This window comes from Burkholderia sp. 4M9327F10, assembly GCF_005503145.1.
GTDB lineage: Bacteria > Pseudomonadota > Gammaproteobacteria > Burkholderiales > Burkholderiaceae > Paraburkholderia.
Map to the genome: position 1 here is coordinate 22,505 of NZ_SCNV01000070.1, position 16,300 is coordinate 38,804.

Below are 16,300 nucleotides of genomic sequence, written 5' to 3' on the forward strand. Positions count from 1 at the left end.
CCGGCATCGTCGGGCTGACCGACAGGCTCGCCGGTGAAAGACAAGGCGGCGCGGCATGCCCGCGCCGCCTTTGTTGCAATACCGGCCTGTTCCGCTCAATTCCGGACTCCCAGCCCAAAAGGAGCTTTACATGACCGTGCTGCTGACCTGGGTGATCAATGCGCTCGCGCTTCTGATCATCACGTACCTCGTGCCCTCGATCCATATCCGCAGTTTCGGCACCGCGCTGATCGTCGCCGTAGTGCTCGGCCTGATCAACGCCGTGCTGCGGCCGATACTGATCCTGCTCACGCTGCCCGTGACGATTCTCACGCTCGGACTCTTCATTCTGGTCGTCAACGCACTGTGCTTCTGGCTGTGCGCGTCGCTGCTGAAGGGCTTCGAGGTCTCGGGTTTCTGGTCCGCGTTCTTCGGCTCGATCCTGTACAGCATCGTTTCGTGGCTGCTGTCCGCGCTTATCTTCGGCAACCGCAGTCTGGGCTGAAGTGAGCCTTATTTTTTGAACGGCGATTGAGTCATGAATCCGCTCGAACTTTCATTCGAATTCTTCCCGCCCAAGACCCCGGACGGCGTCGACAAGCTGCGCGCCACACGCGTGCAGCTCGCGCCGCTCAAGCCGAAGTTCGTCTCCGTCACCTTCGGCGCAGGCGGCTCGACGCAGCGGGGTACGCTCGATACCGTCGTCGACATGGCGAAGGAAGGGCTGGAGGCGGCGCCGCATCTGTCCTGCATCGGCTCGTCCCGAGAGAGCCTGCGCGCGATCCTCAACGAGTACCGCTCGCATGGCATCCGCCATATCGTCGCGCTGCGTGGCGATCTGCCGTCCGGCATGGGCGAGGTGGGGGAGCTCCGCTATGCGTCGGAACTGGTGAGCTTCATCCGCGCCGAGTTCGGCGACTGGTTCTGGATCGAGGTGGCCGGCTACCCGGAGTACCACCCGCAGGCGCGCTCGCCGCGCCACGATCTGGAGAACTTCGCCCGCAAGGTGAAGGCCGGCGCCAATTCGGCGATCACGCAGTACTTTTTCAACGCGGACGCCTACTTCCGCTTTGTCGACGACGCGCGCAAGCTCGGCGTGGACGTGCCGATCGTACCCGGCATCATGCCGATCACGAATTTTTCGCAGCTGATGCGCTTCTCCGAAATGTGCGGTGCGGAAGTGCCGCGCTGGGTGGCGCGCCGGCTGGAGAGCTTCGGTGACGACCGCGAAGCGATTCGCGCGTTCGGGCTGGATGTGGTCACGGACCTGTGCCAGCGTCTGATTGACGCTCGCGTGCCGGGGCTGCATTTCTATACGCTCAACAATGCGGCGGCAACCAAGGCTATCTGCGAGCGCCTGGGCGCTTGAAGCATGAGTTTCACCCCGCGCGGCCGGTCGGCTGCGCGGTTCCCTGTCAGTCCTTCCCGCCGTAACCCCCTCTCTCGCCCACTTTGGTGCGCCGCCACAGCCGCGCCCTGAATCGCCGTGCTTGCGCGGTAGAACCCTGGATTGAAGCTGAATATTGTGCTGTCTATGATCGAAGCGCAGCCGGCCCGGTTGCAGTCCGGAGAACGTCATGACAGTGTCATCCATGCTCTTCGCAGTTCGCGAGTATTGCCTGCCCGCCCTGACAACCCTGGCCGTCGCCACGGCATGCTTCACACCCGTCACCGCCCCCGCCGCCACGCTGCCCGATAAAACCCTCGTGTTCTGCTCCGAAGGCAGCCCAGCGGGCTTCGACACCGCGCAATACACCACCAGCGTCGAATTCACGGCCGGCTCCTATACGGTCTACAACCGGCTGGTCGAATTCGCCCACGGCAGCACCGACATCGAGCCGGGCCTTGCCGAGAGCTGGGATGTTTCCCCGGACGGTCTGCAATACACGTTTCATCTGCGCCATGGGGTGAAGTTTCAGACCACCTCGTTCTTCAAGCCGACCCGCGAATTCGATGCGGACGACGTCGTGTTTACCTATGAGCGGATGCTCGATCCGGATCAGCCGTTCCATAAGGCGTACCCGGTGCCGTTTCCGTACTTCAGCGATCTGGGCCTGGCGAAGAACATCAGCAAGATCGAGGCGCTCGACCCGTACACGGTGCGCTTCACGCTCAAGCAGGTCGACGCGCCGTTCCTGCAGCAGATCGCCATGCCGTTCGCCTCGATCCTGTCCGCGGAGTATGCGGATCAACTGCTGAAGGCCGGCAAGGCCTCCGACATCAATCTGTTCCCGGTCGGCACCGGGCCGTTCATCTTCCGCAGCTACACCAAGGACGACACGATCCGTTTCGACGGCAACCCGGACTACTGGAAGCCGGGTGTCGTGAAAGTGGGCAAGCTGATTTTCGCGATCACCGTCGACCCCTCCGTGCGCCTGCAGAAGCTCAAACGTGGCGAATGCCAGGTGATGAGCTATCCGCGTCCTGCGGACATTGCGGCGGTCAAGGCCGATCCGTCGCTGGCGATGCCGAGCGAGGTGGGCTTCAATCTGGGCATCCTCGGTTACAACACGACCAAAAAGCCGCTCGACAACGTGCTGGTGCGCCGCGCGCTGGATATGTCGATCAACAAGAAGGCGATCATCGAATCGGTGTACCAGGGCGCCGGCCAGATTGCCACCAATCCGATGCCGCCTACCCAATGGGGCTACAACAAGAATCTGAAAGATGCACCGTATGACCTCGACAAGGCCAAGGCGCTGCTGAAGGAAGCCGGATACCCTGACGGCTTCGATCTGACGTTGTGGGCCATGCCCGTACAACGCCCCTACAACCCGAATGCGCGGCTGATGGCGGAAATGCTCCAGGCCGACTGGGCGAAGATCGGCGTCAAGGTGAATATCGCCACCTATGAGTGGGGCGAATACATCCGCCGGGCCCATGCGGGCGAGCACGAGGCGATTCTGATCGGCTGGACCGGCGACTACGGCGATCCGGATAACTGGCTGGGCGTCCTGCTGGGCTGTGACGCGGTGAAAGGCAGCAATTTCTCGAAATGGTGCTACAAGCCCTTCGACGACCTGATCACGGCCGCCCGCAGCACCACCGACCTGACGCAGCGCACCAAGGACTACATGGATGCCCAGGTGATCTTCAAGGACCAGGTGCCGTTCACGCCGATTGCTCACTCCACCGTCTATCAGCCCATCTCAAAAGACGTTACCGGCTTCAAGATCGATCCATTCGGCCCGACGCAATTCCTCGGCGTCGGACTGAAATAGGCGGATATGGGCGCTTTTGCTCCCGCCTGGCGCCCACAGAGCCTTGTGAGGCCCCGCCAACCCAAGTTGACGGGCCTCAATTTATGCCTAACAAGTGTTTCCGATAGTGAACAGAAGGAATTTCCTCCGCTTGTTGCTGCAAGGCATGCTCAAGTAAGATCGCGCTACGCTGGTGCAAGCCAGCCTCGAACCTGGAGGAAACATGAAGCAAAACAATCTGTTGCGCGCCGCGCGGATCACGACGCTCGTCGCAGCCGCAGCGGTATCGGCAATGGGCGCGAACGTCGCGCGCGCCGAGATTCCGAATAAAACCCTGGTCTACTGCTCAGAAGGCAGCCCCGCGGGTTTCGATCCGGCCCAATACACCACGGGCACCGATTTCACGGCCAATACCTTCACCGTCTATAACCGCCTCGTCGAATTCGAGCGCGGCGGCACGAAGGTCGAGCCGGGTCTCGCCGAAAGCTGGGATGTTTCGCCGGACGGCAAGACCTACACGTTCCATCTGCGCCATGGCGTCAAGTTCCAGACCACGGCGTACTTCAAGCCGACCCGCGAATTCAACGCGGACGACGTCCTGTTCACGTTCAACCGCATGCTCGACCCGGGCATGCCGTTTAACAAGGCGTACCCGGCGCAGTTCCCGTACTTCACGGACATGGGCCTCGACAAGCTGATCGCGAAGGTCGAAAAGGTCGATCCGTACACCGTGCGCTTCACGCTGAAGGAAACCAACGCACCGTTCATCCAGAACATGGCGATGGAATTCGCCTCGATCCAGTCGGCTGAGTATGCGGATTCGCTGCTCAAGGCCGGCAAGGCTGCCGACATCAACCAGAAGCCGGTTGGCACGGGCCCGTTCATTTTCCGCAGCTACACGAAAGACGCCACGATCCGCTTCGACGGCAATCCTGACTACTGGAAGCCGAACGACGTGAAGATCGCGAAGCTGATCTTCGCGATCACACCGGATGCCGGCGTGCGCGTGCAGAAACTCAAGCGCGACGAGTGCCAGGTGATGAGCTATCCGCGTCCGGCCGATATCGCGCCGCTGAAGACGGAAGCCAATATCTCGATGCCGTCGCAACCGGGCTTCAACCTCGGCTACCTGTCGTACAACGTGCAGCACAAGCCGCTCGACAACGTCGATGTGCGCGAGGCGCTCGACATGGCGATCAACAAGAAGGCGATCATCGATTCGGTCTACCAGGGCGCAGGCCAGTCGGCCACCAACCCGATGCCACCAACCCAATGGTCGTATGACAAGAACCTGCCGAGCCTGTCGTACGATCCGGCCAAGGCCAAGGCGTTGCTCGCCAAGGCAGGTCTCTCGAACGGTTTCGACATCACGCTGTGGGCGATGCCGGTGCAGCGTCCGTACAACCCGAACGCGCGCCTGATGTCGGAAATGATCCAGGCCGACTGGGCCAAGATCGGCGTGCGCGCGAAGATCGTCACGTATGAATGGGGTGAGTACATCAAGCGCGCCCACGCAGGCGAGGACGACTCGATGCTGATCGGCTGGACCGGCGACAACGGCGATCCGGACAACTGGCTCGGCACGCTGCTCGGCTGCGAAGCGATGAACGGCAACAACTTCAGCAAGTGGTGCTACAAGCCGTTCGACGATCTGATCCAGAAGGGCCGCACGACGACGGATCAGGGCGAACGCACCAAGATTTACACGCAGGCGCAACAGATTTTCGCGCAGCAACTGCCGTTCTCGCCGATCGCGCACTCGACGGTGTATCAGCCGGTCAGCAAGAAGGTGATCGACATGCGCATCGAGCCGCTCGGTTACGCGCGCTTCGACGGTGTGGGCGTGCAGTAAGCCTTGCCGTAACGCGAGCCTGATGGTCAGCCGCGAGGTGCGCCATGAGGCTTGCGGTAAAACTGACGCAGTCCGCTTTTCGCACGGTTAGAAAACTGGTCGAAATGGTCCGGCGACCGGGGTCACAAGCCCTCGTCGCCGGTTGTGTTTTTCCGTTCATCAAGACCATAGGGACGAACCATGTTCCGCTTCGTTTTGCGCCGCATCGGTATGGTGATTCCGACCTTCATCGGCATTACGATCCTTGCGTTTGCGCTCATTCACCTGATACCCGGCGACCCCATTGAAGTGATGATGGGCGAACGCGGTGTCGATCCGGCCATGCACGCCGCCGCCATGCACCGTCTCGGCCTCGACCAGCCGCTGCCGCTGCAATACATCCACTATCTCGGACGTGCGGTGCACGGCGATCTGGGGATGTCGATCATCACCAACACCAGCGTGATGGACGAGTTCCTCGCGCGCTTTCCCGCCACCGTCGAGCTGTCGATCTGCGCGATGCTGTTCGCCCTGATCGTCGGGCTGCCGGCCGGTGTGTTCGCGGCGCTGCGGCGTGGCACGGTGGTCGATCACGGCGTGATGGGCACGGCGCTGACCGGCTATTCGATGCCGATCTTCTGGTGGGGCTTGATCCTCATCATGCTGTTCTCGGTGAAGCTCGGCTGGACGCCGGTGTCGGGGCGTATTGCGGTTGAATACGACATTCCGCACGTCACCGGCTTCATGTTGATCGACTCGCTGATGTCGACCGATGAAGGCGCGTTCAAGTCGGCGTTGAGCCATCTGATTCTGCCCGCCATCGTGCTCGGCACGATTCCGCTGGCGGTTGTGGCGCGTATGACGCGCTCGTCGATGCTCGAAGTGCTGCGCGAGGATTACATCCGTACCGCACGCGCCAAGGGCTTGCCGCCGGGACGCGTGATCGTCGTGCATGCGCTGCGTAACGCGCTGATTCCGGTGGTGACCGTGATCGGCCTGCAGGTGGGCACGCTGCTCGCCGGCGCGGTGCTGACCGAGACGCTGTTCTCCTGGCCGGGTATCGGCAAGTGGCTGATCGATGCAATCAGCCGGCGTGATTATCCGGTCGTGCAGGGCGGTATCCTGTTGATTGCCACACTCGTGATCGTCGTGAACCTGATTGTCGATCTGTTGTACGGCGTGTTGAATCCGCGCATTCGCCATACGAGGTAAAACCGTGGCCGACATACAAAACACAGTCCCCCAAGCAGTCACGCCCCCTAGTGGACGTGCACTGGCCGCCCGTGAATTCTGGGCAAACTTTTCCCGTAACCGTGGTGCGGTAACGGCCGGTGTGATCGTGCTGGTGCTGATCTTCATCGCGATCTTCGCGCCGTGGATCGCGCCGCACAGCCCGATCGAGCAATACCGCGATTTTGTGAAGATCCCGCCCGCCTGGGCCGACGGCGGCAACTGGAAGTTCATCCTCGGCACCGACGAAGCCGGCCGCGACATGTTGTCGCGCCTGATGTACGGCGCGCGCCTGTCGTTCTGGATTGGCTTCATCTCGGTCGTGCTGGCGCTGATCCCGGGCGTGGTGCTCGGGTTGATTGCCGCGTTCTTCGAGAAGTGGGCCGATACGCCGATCATGCGCATCATGGACGTGCTGCTTGCGCTGCCGTCGCTGCTGCTCGCGGTGGCGGTGGTGGCGATTATCGGTCCGGGGCTCTTCAATACGATGTTTGCCATCGCGATCGTGGCGTTGCCCGGTTACGTCCGTCTGACGCGGGCTTCGGCGCTCGGTGAATTGCAGAAGGAATACGTGACCGCTTCGCGCGTGGCGGGCGCCGGCACCTTGCGGCTGATGTTCTCGCAAGTGCTGCCGAACTGCACCGCGCCGCTGATCGTGCAGGCGACGCTCGGCTTTTCGTCGGCGATTCTCGATGCCGCTGCGCTCGGCTTCCTCGGCCTCGGCGTGCAACCGCCCGCGGCGGAGTGGGGCGCGATGCTCGCATCGGCGCGTGACTACATCGATAACGCCTGGTGGATCGTCACCTTGCCTGGCCTGTCCATCGTGATCTCGGTGCTGGCGATCAACCTGCTCGGCGACGGGCTGCGCGACGCGCTCGACCCCAAACTGAAACGGATGGCGTGATATGAGTACCCTACTGACCATCCGCAATCTGGCGGTGAATTTCAACGGCCTGCCGGCCGTCGACCGCATCAATCTGGACGTCGCGCCGGGCGAAGTAGTCGGCGTAGTAGGCGAGTCCGGCTCGGGCAAGAGCGTGACGATGATGGCGCTAATGGGCCTGATCGACGCACCGGGCAAGGTCAGCGCCGACGAGGTTACCTTCGACGGCAAGGACCTGCTGAAAGCCTCGCCGAAGGAGCGCCGCAAGATTATCGGCAAGGACATCGCGATGGTGTTCCAGGACGCCCTCACGAGTCTGAACCCGAGCTACACCGTCGGTTATCAGATCAAGGAAGTGCTGAAGCTGCACGAAGGGCTGCGCGGCGCCGCGCTGAACAGGCGTGCGATCGAACTGCTCGACCAGGTCGGCATTCCCGATGCGAAGAATCGCATCGCGTCGTTTCCGCACCAGATGTCGGGCGGCATGAACCAGCGCGTGATGATTGCCATGGCGGTGGCCTGCAATCCCAAGCTGCTGATTGCCGACGAGCCGACCACCGCGCTCGACGTGACGATCCAGGCGCAGATCATGGAATTGCTCGTGAAGCTGCAGAAAGAGCGCGGCATGGCGCTCGTGCTGATCTCACACGATCTGGCCGTGGTGTCGGAAGTCGCGCAGCGCGTGGCCGTCATGTATGCGGGCGAGATGATCGAGACCAACAAGGTGCCGGATATCTTCGCCGCGCCGCATCACCCCTACACGGAAGCGCTGCTGGCGGCGATTCCCGAGCACAATGTCGGCGCAGTGCGGCTGGCTGCGTTGCCGGGTATGGTGCCGGGCCGCGACGACCGCCCCAAGGGGTGTCTGTTCGCGCCGCGCTGCAAGTACGTCGTGGATGACTGCACCAAGGCCCGCCCAGCCCTTGCCCCGCTCGCGGGCCATATCGACGCGACCAGGGTACGCTGTATCAAGCCGCTGAATCTCACCGGCGATGCCAACGTCCACACTCAAGGAGGCGCACGATGAATGCAGTACCCGAAACGCGGCGCCAGGCGAGTCAGACGGGCGACCATGTGCTGGTCGCCGACCAGTTGGCGCGGCACTACTCGGTGCGGCGCGGCATGTTCGGCCACGGCACGGTCAAGGCGTTGAACGGTGTGTCGTTTTCGCTCGACCGCGGCAAGACGCTGGCGGTCGTTGGCGAATCCGGCTGCGGCAAATCGACGCTCGCGCGTCAGTTGACGATGATCGAGGGACCGACGGCCGGCCGTCTGATGATTGACGGCGAAGACGTGGCCGGCGCCGACCACACGCGCATTGCCGCCTTGCGCCGGCGCGTGCAGATGGTGTTCCAGAACCCGTTTGCGTCGTTGAATCCGCGCAAGACTGTCGAGCAGACGCTCGGTGAGCCGCTCGCCATCAATACGCCATTGAGCGCGAGCGAACGCGCCGAGCGGATTGCGCAGATGATGCGCACCGTCGGCCTGCGGCCAGAGCACGCCAAACGCTACCCGCATATGTTCTCGGGTGGCCAGCGGCAGCGCGTGGCGATTGCGCGCGCGATGATTCTCGATCCGCAGATCGTCGTGGCCGACGAACCGGTCTCCGCACTCGACGTGTCGATCCAGGCGCAGATTCTCAATCTGTTCATGGATCTGCAGGAGCAGTTCAAGACCAGCTACGTGTTCATCTCGCACAACCTCTCGGTGGTGGAGCACATTGCCGACGATGTGATGGTGATGTACTTCGGCGGCGTGGTCGAACTGGGCGACAAGAAGCGGATTTTCTCGAAGCCGCGCCATCCATACACGCGGGCATTGATGTCGGCGACGCCGTCCATTTTCGAGGCGGATCGCAGCATCAAGATCAAGCTGCAAGGCGAGATGCCGTCGCCGCTCAATCCGCCCTCGGGCTGCACGTTCCATCAGCGTTGCCCGTATGCAATCGAGCGCTGCCGCAGCGAGGAACCGAAGCTGCGCGAAGTGGATGGACGTCAGGTGTCGTGCCACCGCGCCGAGGAGGTGGGGGACGTGGATGCCTGAAGCGTCGGCGGCGCGTCGTCCTGCGCGCCGCCTGCGTGAAGGCGGCAGTCACGCCGTTTTCGCGCTGCGCTGGCGAGCCTGGCTGATTGCTTGTGCCACGCTCGCCGGCCTCTCGTTCGGTTCGGTCTGGCCGGTCGCCACGGCGGATGCCGCGGGCGCGGCTGCGACTACCCCGGCGCAAGGCGCCCGGCCGGCCTTGCCGGTTCCGGGCACACCTGCTGCCCCTGTTTCACCTGGCCACCCGCGTGCCACCTTGCCCGGTTTCAACCCGCCGCCGTCGTATTCGTCGAGCACGACGACAGGCGGTCCGGTGCGCACCCAGCCCGCGCGCATGCCGTTCTATGTCGCGACGCGCGGCACAACCACCATCTACGTGCTTGGCACGCTTCACGTCGGCGACCCGGCCGACTATCCGCCGAACCAGCCGTTCCGCCCGCAGATTCTGGCTGCGCTGGCGGCTTCACCGACTCTGGCGCTGGAACTCTCACCCGACGATCTGCTGGTGTCGCAGGACGACGTGTCGAAGTACGGTGTGTGCCGCAGCGCCTGTCTGCCGAAGTATTTGCCGGAATCGCTCTGGCACAAGCTCGAAGTCCGCTTGCGCGACAATCCCGCGGCGCTCGATGAGATCAAGAGAATGCGGCCGTGGCTCGCTTCGCTGCTGGTCGAAACGTACGATTCGTTGAGCGCCGGGCTGCAGACCGAATACGGTACCGAGGCGCAGTTGCAGAACGTCTATCTGCGCACACGCGGCAAGATTGTCGGGCTTGAGACGCTTGGTGAGCAGATGCGCTCGTTCACGAGCCTGTCGTCAGCGCAGCAGCGCGAAATGCTGGCGCAGGATCTGGTGCAGACGCCCGCCGGCAACCTCGCCGATGTGCAGACCTTGCACCGGCTCTGGCAGGTGGGCGATGCCGATGCGATTGCGGCTTGGCAGGCGGCCAAGTCCGAGGTGCTGGCGCGCGACAAGCGGGTATCCGATTCGATCGACAACAAGATCGTGTATGAGCGGAACCGGCGTTTCGTTGCGCGGATGCTGCTGATTGCCGGGCCGAACAAGCCGGTGTTCGTGGCAATCGGGGCGCTGCACCTGGGTGGGCCGAAGGGCGTGCTGCAGTTGTTGCGGCAGCATGGATTTGTGGTGGAGCCGGGGTGAGGGCAGTGCGGTTGAGCGTGCTACGGGTTAGCCTCGCCGCCCGTGATCAAACCGCGACTGCTTTGCCTTTACTACTTCTGCCGTAACGCCTCAACCACGCTCTTCATCACGGTTGTCCAGTCTCCCAGCACAGCCTGTCTGAACAACCGCGCCTGCGGATACCACGGCGAATCGGCGCGGTGCTCCAACCAGCGCCAGTCGGAGTTCGCCGGCAACATGACCCACACTGGCTTGCCCAGTGCGCCCGCCAGATGCGCGACGCCCGTATCGACGGCGATCACCTGATCCAGATTCATCACCAGCGCGGCGGTCTCCGTGAAATCGTGCAGATCGGCCGTGAAGTCATACGGCCGGAACGCTTCCGGTGCGTCGGCGAGTTGTGCCTCAGCCGGCCCCTTCTGCAACGAGAACCACGCGATATCCTCCCGTTCGCCAAGCGGCGCCAGATCGGCGAAACGCATCGAGCGATAGCGATCGTTGCCGAAGGTCGGACTGCCGGCCCATACCAGACCGATCTTGCGCCGCGTGCCCGCCACGCTCGCGACGCGCTTTCGCCACGCCTGCACCTTGGCTTCGTCCGCGAACAGATATGGCACCTCAGCAGGAATCGTCGCTATCTCCGTGCCGATGCAGGACGGCACGCTCATCAGCGGCGCCCAGAAGTCGTAACGCCCTTCGGCCTTGCCGCTCCACGCGCGATGCACACCGGGCACGCGCGCCGCGAGCGGTACGAGTTGCTCGCGCACGCAAACATCCACCTCCGCGCCACGCTGTTCAAGCACGCGTGCAAAGCGCAGAAACTGCAACTGATCGCCGAACCCCTGGTCGCCGACCAGCAGGATGCTACGGCCTTCGAGCGGTTCACCATGCCATTCCGGCACGCCTTGCACGGCGATATTGGCGTAATCGAGCGGGCGCCAGCGCTTGGCAAATTCCGCCCAGCCTTGTGCGTAGTCGCCGCGCTTGAGCAGCAGCCACGCCAGGTTCTGATGAGCGTCGACATAGCCCGGGTCGATTTCCAGCGCGCGGCGGTAAAACACTTCCTCTTCTTCGAGCCGTCCCTGCGCGCCGAGCGAGCCGCCGAGGCACACGAGGTTGGTCGGATTCGGCTTGAGTGCAACCGCGTAGCGATACTGCTGTTCGGCCTCGCCGTAGTTGCCGAGCTTGCCGATCGCACTACCCAGATTCACATGCGCATTTGCAAAGCCTGGCCGCAGTTCAATGGCGCGCCGAAAGCGGGCGATGGCCGCCGCGCTGTCGCCTTTTGCGTTCAGCGCGTTGCCGGCGTTGAAGTGCGCTTCGGCGGAATACGGATCGAGCGCGAGCGCCTGCTCGTAGCACGCAAGCGCCTCGTCGTGGCGCTCGAGTTTGGCGAGCGCCGTGCCGAGGTTCAGGTGCGCGCTCGCCAGCGATGGGTTGTGCGCGATGGCCGCGCGATACTGACGTACCGCGCCTTCGAACTCGCCTTGCGCTTGCAGTGTGACGCCGAGGTTATTGCGTGCGTCGGCGAACCCGGGATGCAGTTGCAGTGCCTGCCAGTAGCATCGCTGCGCCTCGTCAGGCTGGCCGAGCGCGGCGGCCACGAGTCCGCGGTTGCTCCAGAACACGGCGTCGGCGGGCTCCAGCTCGATTGCCTGATCCAATAGAGCGGCTGCTGCCGCGTGATTGCCTTGCTGATGTTGCAGCACGCCGAAGTAGTGCAGCGCTTCGGTGTGACCGGGATTGATTGCCAGCGCTTCCTGATAGAGCGGCGCGGCCTGATCGAGCTGCCCGGCGCGATGCATGTCGAGCGCGTGGGCTAGCAGTGTGGCGAGGTACGACGGTGCGGTGGCGTCCTGCTTTGCGTCACCGGTTTGAAGATGCTGATCCATGAGAACCTGCTTGAGAGCGCCGGCGTGCTCGTCTTGTGCGCGCCGGCGGATAGACGGGAAAACGTCTACCAGCTTATGTCCCAAGCCTTTCCAGTTCGATCAGACACATCCTAATTTCCCACGCCGGGGCTTTGGGGCGCGGCGTCGGGCGGCATCCTGTTATCGCAAAATAGCCGCGCCCGGGATCATGCGGGCCCGGGCGCGGTCATGCTGTCTACAGAAACATCAGGAAGTTGAGCAGGAAAATGTTCACCACTAGCAGTGTCAGCGCTGTCGGCACCTGTACCTTGATCACTGCGTTCTTGTCCGGCAATTCGAGCAAGGCGACCGGCACCATGTTGAAGTTCGCGGCCATCGGCGTCATCAGCGTGCCGCAGTAGCCCGAGAACATGCCGATCGCCACCATCACCGCCGGGTTGCCGTGGAATACGCCGACCAGAATCGGCACGCCCACCCCGCCCGTCATCACCGGGAAGGCGGCGAAGCCGTTGCCCATCACCATCGTGAACACCGCCATGCCGATGCAGTACACCGCCACCGCGACGAACCGGTAGTCGAGGTTGATGTAGGCGGTCGTCACGTGCGCGACCGCCTTGCCGACGCCCGCGTCCGAGAACACGAGGCCGAGCATGCCGAGCATCTGCGGCAGCACCGCGGCCCACGAGAGCGCGTCGACCAGGCGGCGTGCTTCCTTCATCGACTGGCCGACCGTGTCGCGCGTCATCGCGCAGGCGACGGCCAGGGCGATCACGCAGCCGATGCCGAAGCCGATCAGCGTGACGTTCTTCTGCTCGATCAGCGGCGTGCCGCCGAAGATCAGATGGCTCGCCGCCAGCGTGATCACGACGGTGATGACCGGAATCGTCAGCGCGGGAACGAACAGCTTGTTGCCCAGGCGCGCTGCGCTCGCCTGGCGGGCTTCGAGCGAGAGCACCTTGGGCTTCGCGGCTGTCACGCCGCCGAACCCGGCGATCAGCGCCATCGCAATGACCAGCACGCCGACCACCGAGGGCGGCAGCAGGTCGCCGATCAGGAAGATCAGCGCGTACAGGATCCAGAAGCCGCCGGCGGTCAGACGGCGCGGGTGTTCCTTGTCGGTGAGGATCATGCCGCCGATGATCAGCAGCACGATGCCGAGCAGCCAGAACAGATAGTTGATGGTGAGCGTCATGCTTCATCTCCTGTCGCGGACGGGCTTTGCGCAGCCGCCTGCGCGGTGGCGTTGCCGCGCAGTTCGCGCTCGAGCTTGCGATCGAGCAGATACAGCCGGAAGCCGTGAATCAGGAACGCGCTGATCGCGGTGGGGATGCCCCAGACGGCAACGTGGATCGGTTCGACCTCGATGCCTGCTTCGCGCAGGAAGGTGGTCATCAGCACGATCGCGCCGAAAGCCACAAAGATGTCCTCGCCGAAGAACAGGCCAACGTTGTCGGTGGCGGCGGCGAAGGCGCGCAGGCGGTGGCGCACCGCGTCGGTGAGCTTGCCGTAACGGGTTTCGGTGGCGCCCTCGGCCATCGGTGCGATCAACGGACGCACCATCTGCGGATGGCCGCCGAGGCCGGTCAGGCCGACCGCCGCCGTCAGTTCGCGCACCAGCAGGTAAACGATCAGCAGGCGCCCGGCGGTGGCGGCCTTGATGCCGGCGATCCACGTCTGTGCCCGCTCGCGCAGGCCGTGCCGTTCGAGCAGGCCGATCACCGCCAGCGGCAGCAGGATGATCAGGGGAATGTTGCGCGTCTTGATGAAGCCCGTGCCGATGGCGGCAAGGATTTTCTCAGGTGGAAAGTGCGCGGCCAGCGCGGTGACGATAGCGGCGGCGGCCACGATCAGCATCGGATTGAAGCGCAACACAAAACCGACGATGATCACGGCCACGCCGATGAGCGGCCATAGATTGACTGCTGTCTGCATCAGGATCTCCAAACAGGGTTGCTAACCTTGCCGCTGATGGCGGCTAACGTGAGGCGGCCTCGGGCTGTGCCCGGCGCCGACTTGCTGTGCGCGGCTCTGGGTGGCCGCGTCAGTCCACTGCAACTGCCTTTACTTGCGTTTGCGTCTGCTGCTGCCTGCTGTGTTGCGGGTACGGCCTTGTGTACTACTAAATCGTGTTGCGGGTCTCGCTCGCGTTTTGCTATCTATTGCCGCTGGCAAACGCCCCGCGTGAGGCGGGGCGTTGCGTACTTCATGATTGACCGTGATGCGCGTCGCCGAGACTCAGGCGCGCACGGCGTTGGCCGCGTGAACTTCGATGCCGGCATTTTCAAGCGCGCTGCGGATGCGGCGCGCGAATGCCAGCGCATGCGGACCGTCGCCGTGCAGGCAGATGGTCTGTGCGTTGAGCGGCACCCAGCGGCCGTCGACGGCTCGCACGCGTTGCTCGCGCACCATCGCGAGGGTGCGCTCGAGCACTTCCTCTTCGTCGTCGAGCAGCGCGCCCGGCTCCTTGCGCGGCACGAGCGAGCCGTCGGCGCGATAGCCGCGGTCGGCAAACACTTCCTCGATGGCAACCAGGCCGGCTTCGCGGGCGGCCGTCACGAGGCCGCTATTGGCGAGCGCGAACACCGCCACCGATGGATCGAAGTCGTGCACGGCGGAGACGATCGCATCGGCGATCTTCGGATCGCGCGCCGCCTGGTTGTAGAGCGCGCCGTGCGGTTTGACGTGCGCAATGCGCCCGCCTTCGGCCTGGGCGATTGCCGAGAGCGCGCCGAGCTGGTACAGCACGCCGGCGTAAATCTCACTGGCGGGCAGATCCATTTCCTTGCGACCGAAATTCTCGGGGTCGTTGAAACTCGGATGGGCGCCAATCGAGACGCCTTTGCGCACGGCCCAGCGCACGCAGTCGTGCATGGCATTGGCGCCGCCCGCGTGCCAGCCGCACGCAATATTGGCTGAAGTGACGAGGTCGAGCAGCGCCTCATCGGAGCCACAACCCTCGCCGAGATCGGCGTTCAAATCGATTTCCATAATTTCCTCTACTGGGTCTTACAACGCTGCCACCGCCGGCTGGCGTGCGCAGCGCTCTTCATGCATCGCGATTGCGGCATCGATCTGCCGCAGATACGTTCTTTCTTCCACCAAAGCCTGACGCGCCTCTTGAGGCGTAGTCGGGATAAAACGGATCGCGCTGTTCAGGCGCACCTGAGCCAGTTTCCATAGATCGGCCTGAATCACCGCGCCGATCTTCGGATAGCCGCCGGTGGTCTGCGCGTCGCTCAGCAGCACGATGGGCTGGCCGTTGGGCGGCACCTGGATCGTGCCCGGCACGACCGCATGCGAGAGCAGGTCGGTGTTGCGTGTGCGTTTGAGTTCGGTGCCGGCGAGCCGGTAGCCCATGCGGTTGCTGTTCGGGGTGACGAGCCATTCGTCGGACCAGAACGCTTCTTGCGCGGCAGCCGGAAACTGCTCGTACTCGGGGCCTTGCAGCACGCGGATCGGCACGGCCCAAGGGACGCCGGACGGGTGGCGCCCACGCCGCAGCGGCTCGTGGACCAGCACGAATTTGCACCAGGCGGGCGCTTTCACGCCGAATTCGGGCGCCTGCGGACTGAAGCCGCGACCGGCGCGTGCCGACGGCGCGCCGACCGGCAGACGGTCGCCATCGCGCAGCGCCCGGCCGCCGAGGCCGCCGAATTGTCCGGCGAGGTCGGTGCTGCGCGAGCCGAGCATGGGCAGCACGTCGATCCCGCCGGCGACCGTGACGTAGCCGCGCATCCCGCGCCGCGCCGCTTGCAGCGTCAGTTCCTGGCCGGCTTGCACCGGCAGGCTCCACCATGAATAGACCGGCTTGCCGTCGAGCGTGGCGCCGAATTCGGTGCCGGTGATCGCAATCCGGGTGGCGCGGGGAAAGCGTAGCACGGTGGGTCCAAACGTGACCTCGAGGCCGGCAGCGTCCGGCCGGTTGCCGACGAGGCGGTTGCCCACTTCCAGCGACAGGCGGTCGAGCGCGCCTCCCATCGCCACCCCGAGGTGCCGGTAGCCGTGCCGTCCAAGATCCTGAACCGTGGTCAGGAGGCCCGCGCGAATCACGTCGATCATGCGTCTATCCCCGCGACGGTGAAGCACACCCGGTCGCCCGGTTGCAGCAGGGTGGGCGGAGTGCGGGTG

14 protein-coding genes are annotated in these 16,300 nt (G+C 63.9%); 9 read left to right on the forward strand and 5 right to left on the reverse strand.

The window, feature by feature from the left end; genetic code table 11:
* Positions 1 to 130: 130 nt before the first annotated feature.
* The 9 genes from FFS45_RS36065 to FFS45_RS36105 all read left to right on the forward strand — a co-directional run bounded on the left by FFS45_RS36065 (position 131) and on the right by FFS45_RS36105 (position 10,322).
* Positions 131 to 484 carry a phage holin family protein gene (locus FFS45_RS36065; protein WP_090681481.1) on the forward strand — a complete coding sequence of 118 codons (354 nt, stop codon included), beginning with the start codon at positions 131 to 133 and terminating at the stop codon, positions 482 to 484.
* 33 nt (positions 485 to 517) lie between these two features.
* Complete coding sequence (gene metF / locus FFS45_RS36070; protein ID WP_137959414.1) at positions 518 to 1,348, forward strand: methylenetetrahydrofolate reductase [NAD(P)H]; 831 nt, start codon at positions 518 to 520, stop codon at positions 1,346 to 1,348.
* A gap of 208 nt (positions 1,349 to 1,556) precedes the next feature.
* On the forward strand, positions 1,557 to 3,200 hold the full coding sequence (locus tag FFS45_RS36075) for an ABC transporter substrate-binding protein (protein WP_137959415.1): 1,644 nt from the start codon (positions 1,557 to 1,559) through the stop codon (positions 3,198 to 3,200).
* Between the two features lie 202 nt (positions 3,201 to 3,402).
* Entirely contained in the window at positions 3,403 to 5,031 is a 1,629-nt protein-coding gene (locus tag FFS45_RS36080) for an ABC transporter substrate-binding protein (RefSeq protein ID WP_137959416.1), read from the forward strand.
* Positions 5,032 to 5,211: 180 nt separating this feature from the next.
* Positions 5,212 to 6,222: an ABC transporter permease subunit gene (locus FFS45_RS36085; protein ID WP_137959417.1), complete on the forward strand. Its 1,011-nt coding sequence runs from the start codon at positions 5,212 to 5,214 to the stop codon at positions 6,220 to 6,222.
* A 4-nt stretch (positions 6,223 to 6,226) separates the two neighbouring features.
* Entirely contained in the window at positions 6,227 to 7,144 is a 918-nt protein-coding gene (locus tag FFS45_RS36090) for an ABC transporter permease subunit (protein WP_137959418.1), read from the forward strand.
* Position 7,145: 1 nt separating this feature from the next.
* Complete coding sequence (locus FFS45_RS36095; RefSeq protein ID WP_137959419.1) at positions 7,146 to 8,150, forward strand: ABC transporter ATP-binding protein; 1,005 nt, start codon at positions 7,146 to 7,148, stop codon at positions 8,148 to 8,150.
* Positions 8,147 to 9,166 (forward strand): peptide ABC transporter ATP-binding protein, encoded by a 1,020-nt coding sequence (locus FFS45_RS36100; protein ID WP_137959420.1) that lies wholly within the window; start codon positions 8,147 to 8,149, stop codon positions 9,164 to 9,166. The genes FFS45_RS36095 and FFS45_RS36100 overlap by 4 nt, the downstream gene beginning before the upstream one ends.
* Positions 9,159 to 10,322 (forward strand): TraB/GumN family protein, encoded by a 1,164-nt coding sequence (locus FFS45_RS36105; RefSeq protein WP_137959421.1) that lies wholly within the window; start codon positions 9,159 to 9,161, stop codon positions 10,320 to 10,322. Before FFS45_RS36100 ends, FFS45_RS36105 begins: the two co-directional genes overlap by 8 nt.
* 71 nt (positions 10,323 to 10,393) lie before the next feature.
* Here the strand turns inward: FFS45_RS36105 and FFS45_RS36110 are convergent, their stop codons facing one another.
* The 5 genes from FFS45_RS36110 to FFS45_RS36130 form a co-directional block, all read right to left on the reverse strand.
* A complete protein-coding gene (locus tag FFS45_RS36110) occupies positions 10,394 to 12,193 on the reverse strand; it encodes a tetratricopeptide repeat protein (protein ID WP_137959422.1) in 1,800 nt (599 codons plus the stop codon).
* A 214-nt stretch (positions 12,194 to 12,407) separates the two neighbouring features.
* Complete coding sequence (locus tag FFS45_RS36115; protein ID WP_137959423.1) at positions 12,408 to 13,364, reverse strand: DUF979 domain-containing protein; 957 nt, start codon at positions 13,362 to 13,364, stop codon at positions 12,408 to 12,410.
* On the reverse strand, positions 13,361 to 14,104 hold the full coding sequence (locus tag FFS45_RS36120; protein WP_137959424.1) for a DUF969 domain-containing protein: 744 nt from the start codon (positions 14,102 to 14,104) through the stop codon (positions 13,361 to 13,363). The genes FFS45_RS36115 and FFS45_RS36120 overlap by 4 nt, the downstream gene beginning before the upstream one ends.
* A 303-nt stretch (positions 14,105 to 14,407) precedes the next feature.
* Complete coding sequence (gene pxpA / locus FFS45_RS36125) at positions 14,408 to 15,160, reverse strand: 5-oxoprolinase subunit PxpA (protein ID WP_137959425.1); 753 nt, start codon at positions 15,158 to 15,160, stop codon at positions 14,408 to 14,410.
* 18 nt (positions 15,161 to 15,178) lie between these two features.
* Positions 15,179 to 16,231 (reverse strand): biotin-dependent carboxyltransferase family protein, encoded by a 1,053-nt coding sequence (locus FFS45_RS36130; RefSeq protein WP_137959426.1) that lies wholly within the window; start codon positions 16,229 to 16,231, stop codon positions 15,179 to 15,181.
* Positions 16,232 to 16,300 lie beyond the last annotated feature (69 nt).

Excerpts from the sequence above, each read along its gene's own strand:
- metF (WP_137959414.1), top strand. The coding sequence starts at position 518 with ATGAATCCGCTCGAACTTTCATTCGAATTCTTCCCGCCCAAGACCCCG.
- FFS45_RS36110 (WP_137959422.1), bottom strand. The coding sequence starts at position 12,193 with ATGGATCAGCATCTTCAAACCGGTGACGCAAAGCAGGACGCCACCGCA.
- FFS45_RS36100 (WP_137959420.1), top strand. The coding sequence starts at position 8,147 with ATGAATGCAGTACCCGAAACGCGGCGCCAGGCGAGTCAGACGGGCGAC.
- FFS45_RS36080 (WP_137959416.1), top strand. The coding sequence starts at position 3,403 with ATGAAGCAAAACAATCTGTTGCGCGCCGCGCGGATCACGACGCTCGTC.
- FFS45_RS36085 (WP_137959417.1), top strand. The coding sequence starts at position 5,212 with ATGTTCCGCTTCGTTTTGCGCCGCATCGGTATGGTGATTCCGACCTTC.
- FFS45_RS36105 (WP_137959421.1), top strand. The coding sequence starts at position 9,159 with ATGCCTGAAGCGTCGGCGGCGCGTCGTCCTGCGCGCCGCCTGCGTGAA.
- FFS45_RS36130 (WP_137959426.1), bottom strand. The coding sequence starts at position 16,231 with ATGATCGACGTGATTCGCGCGGGCCTCCTGACCACGGTTCAGGATCTT.
- FFS45_RS36120 (WP_137959424.1), bottom strand. The coding sequence starts at position 14,104 with ATGCAGACAGCAGTCAATCTATGGCCGCTCATCGGCGTGGCCGTGATC.
- FFS45_RS36095 (WP_137959419.1), top strand. The coding sequence starts at position 7,146 with ATGAGTACCCTACTGACCATCCGCAATCTGGCGGTGAATTTCAACGGC.
- FFS45_RS36115 (WP_137959423.1), bottom strand. The coding sequence starts at position 13,364 with ATGACGCTCACCATCAACTATCTGTTCTGGCTGCTCGGCATCGTGCTG.
- FFS45_RS36075 (WP_137959415.1), top strand. The coding sequence starts at position 1,557 with ATGACAGTGTCATCCATGCTCTTCGCAGTTCGCGAGTATTGCCTGCCC.
- pxpA (WP_137959425.1), bottom strand. The coding sequence starts at position 15,160 with ATGGAAATCGATTTGAACGCCGATCTCGGCGAGGGTTGTGGCTCCGAT.
- FFS45_RS36065 (WP_090681481.1), top strand. The coding sequence starts at position 131 with ATGACCGTGCTGCTGACCTGGGTGATCAATGCGCTCGCGCTTCTGATC.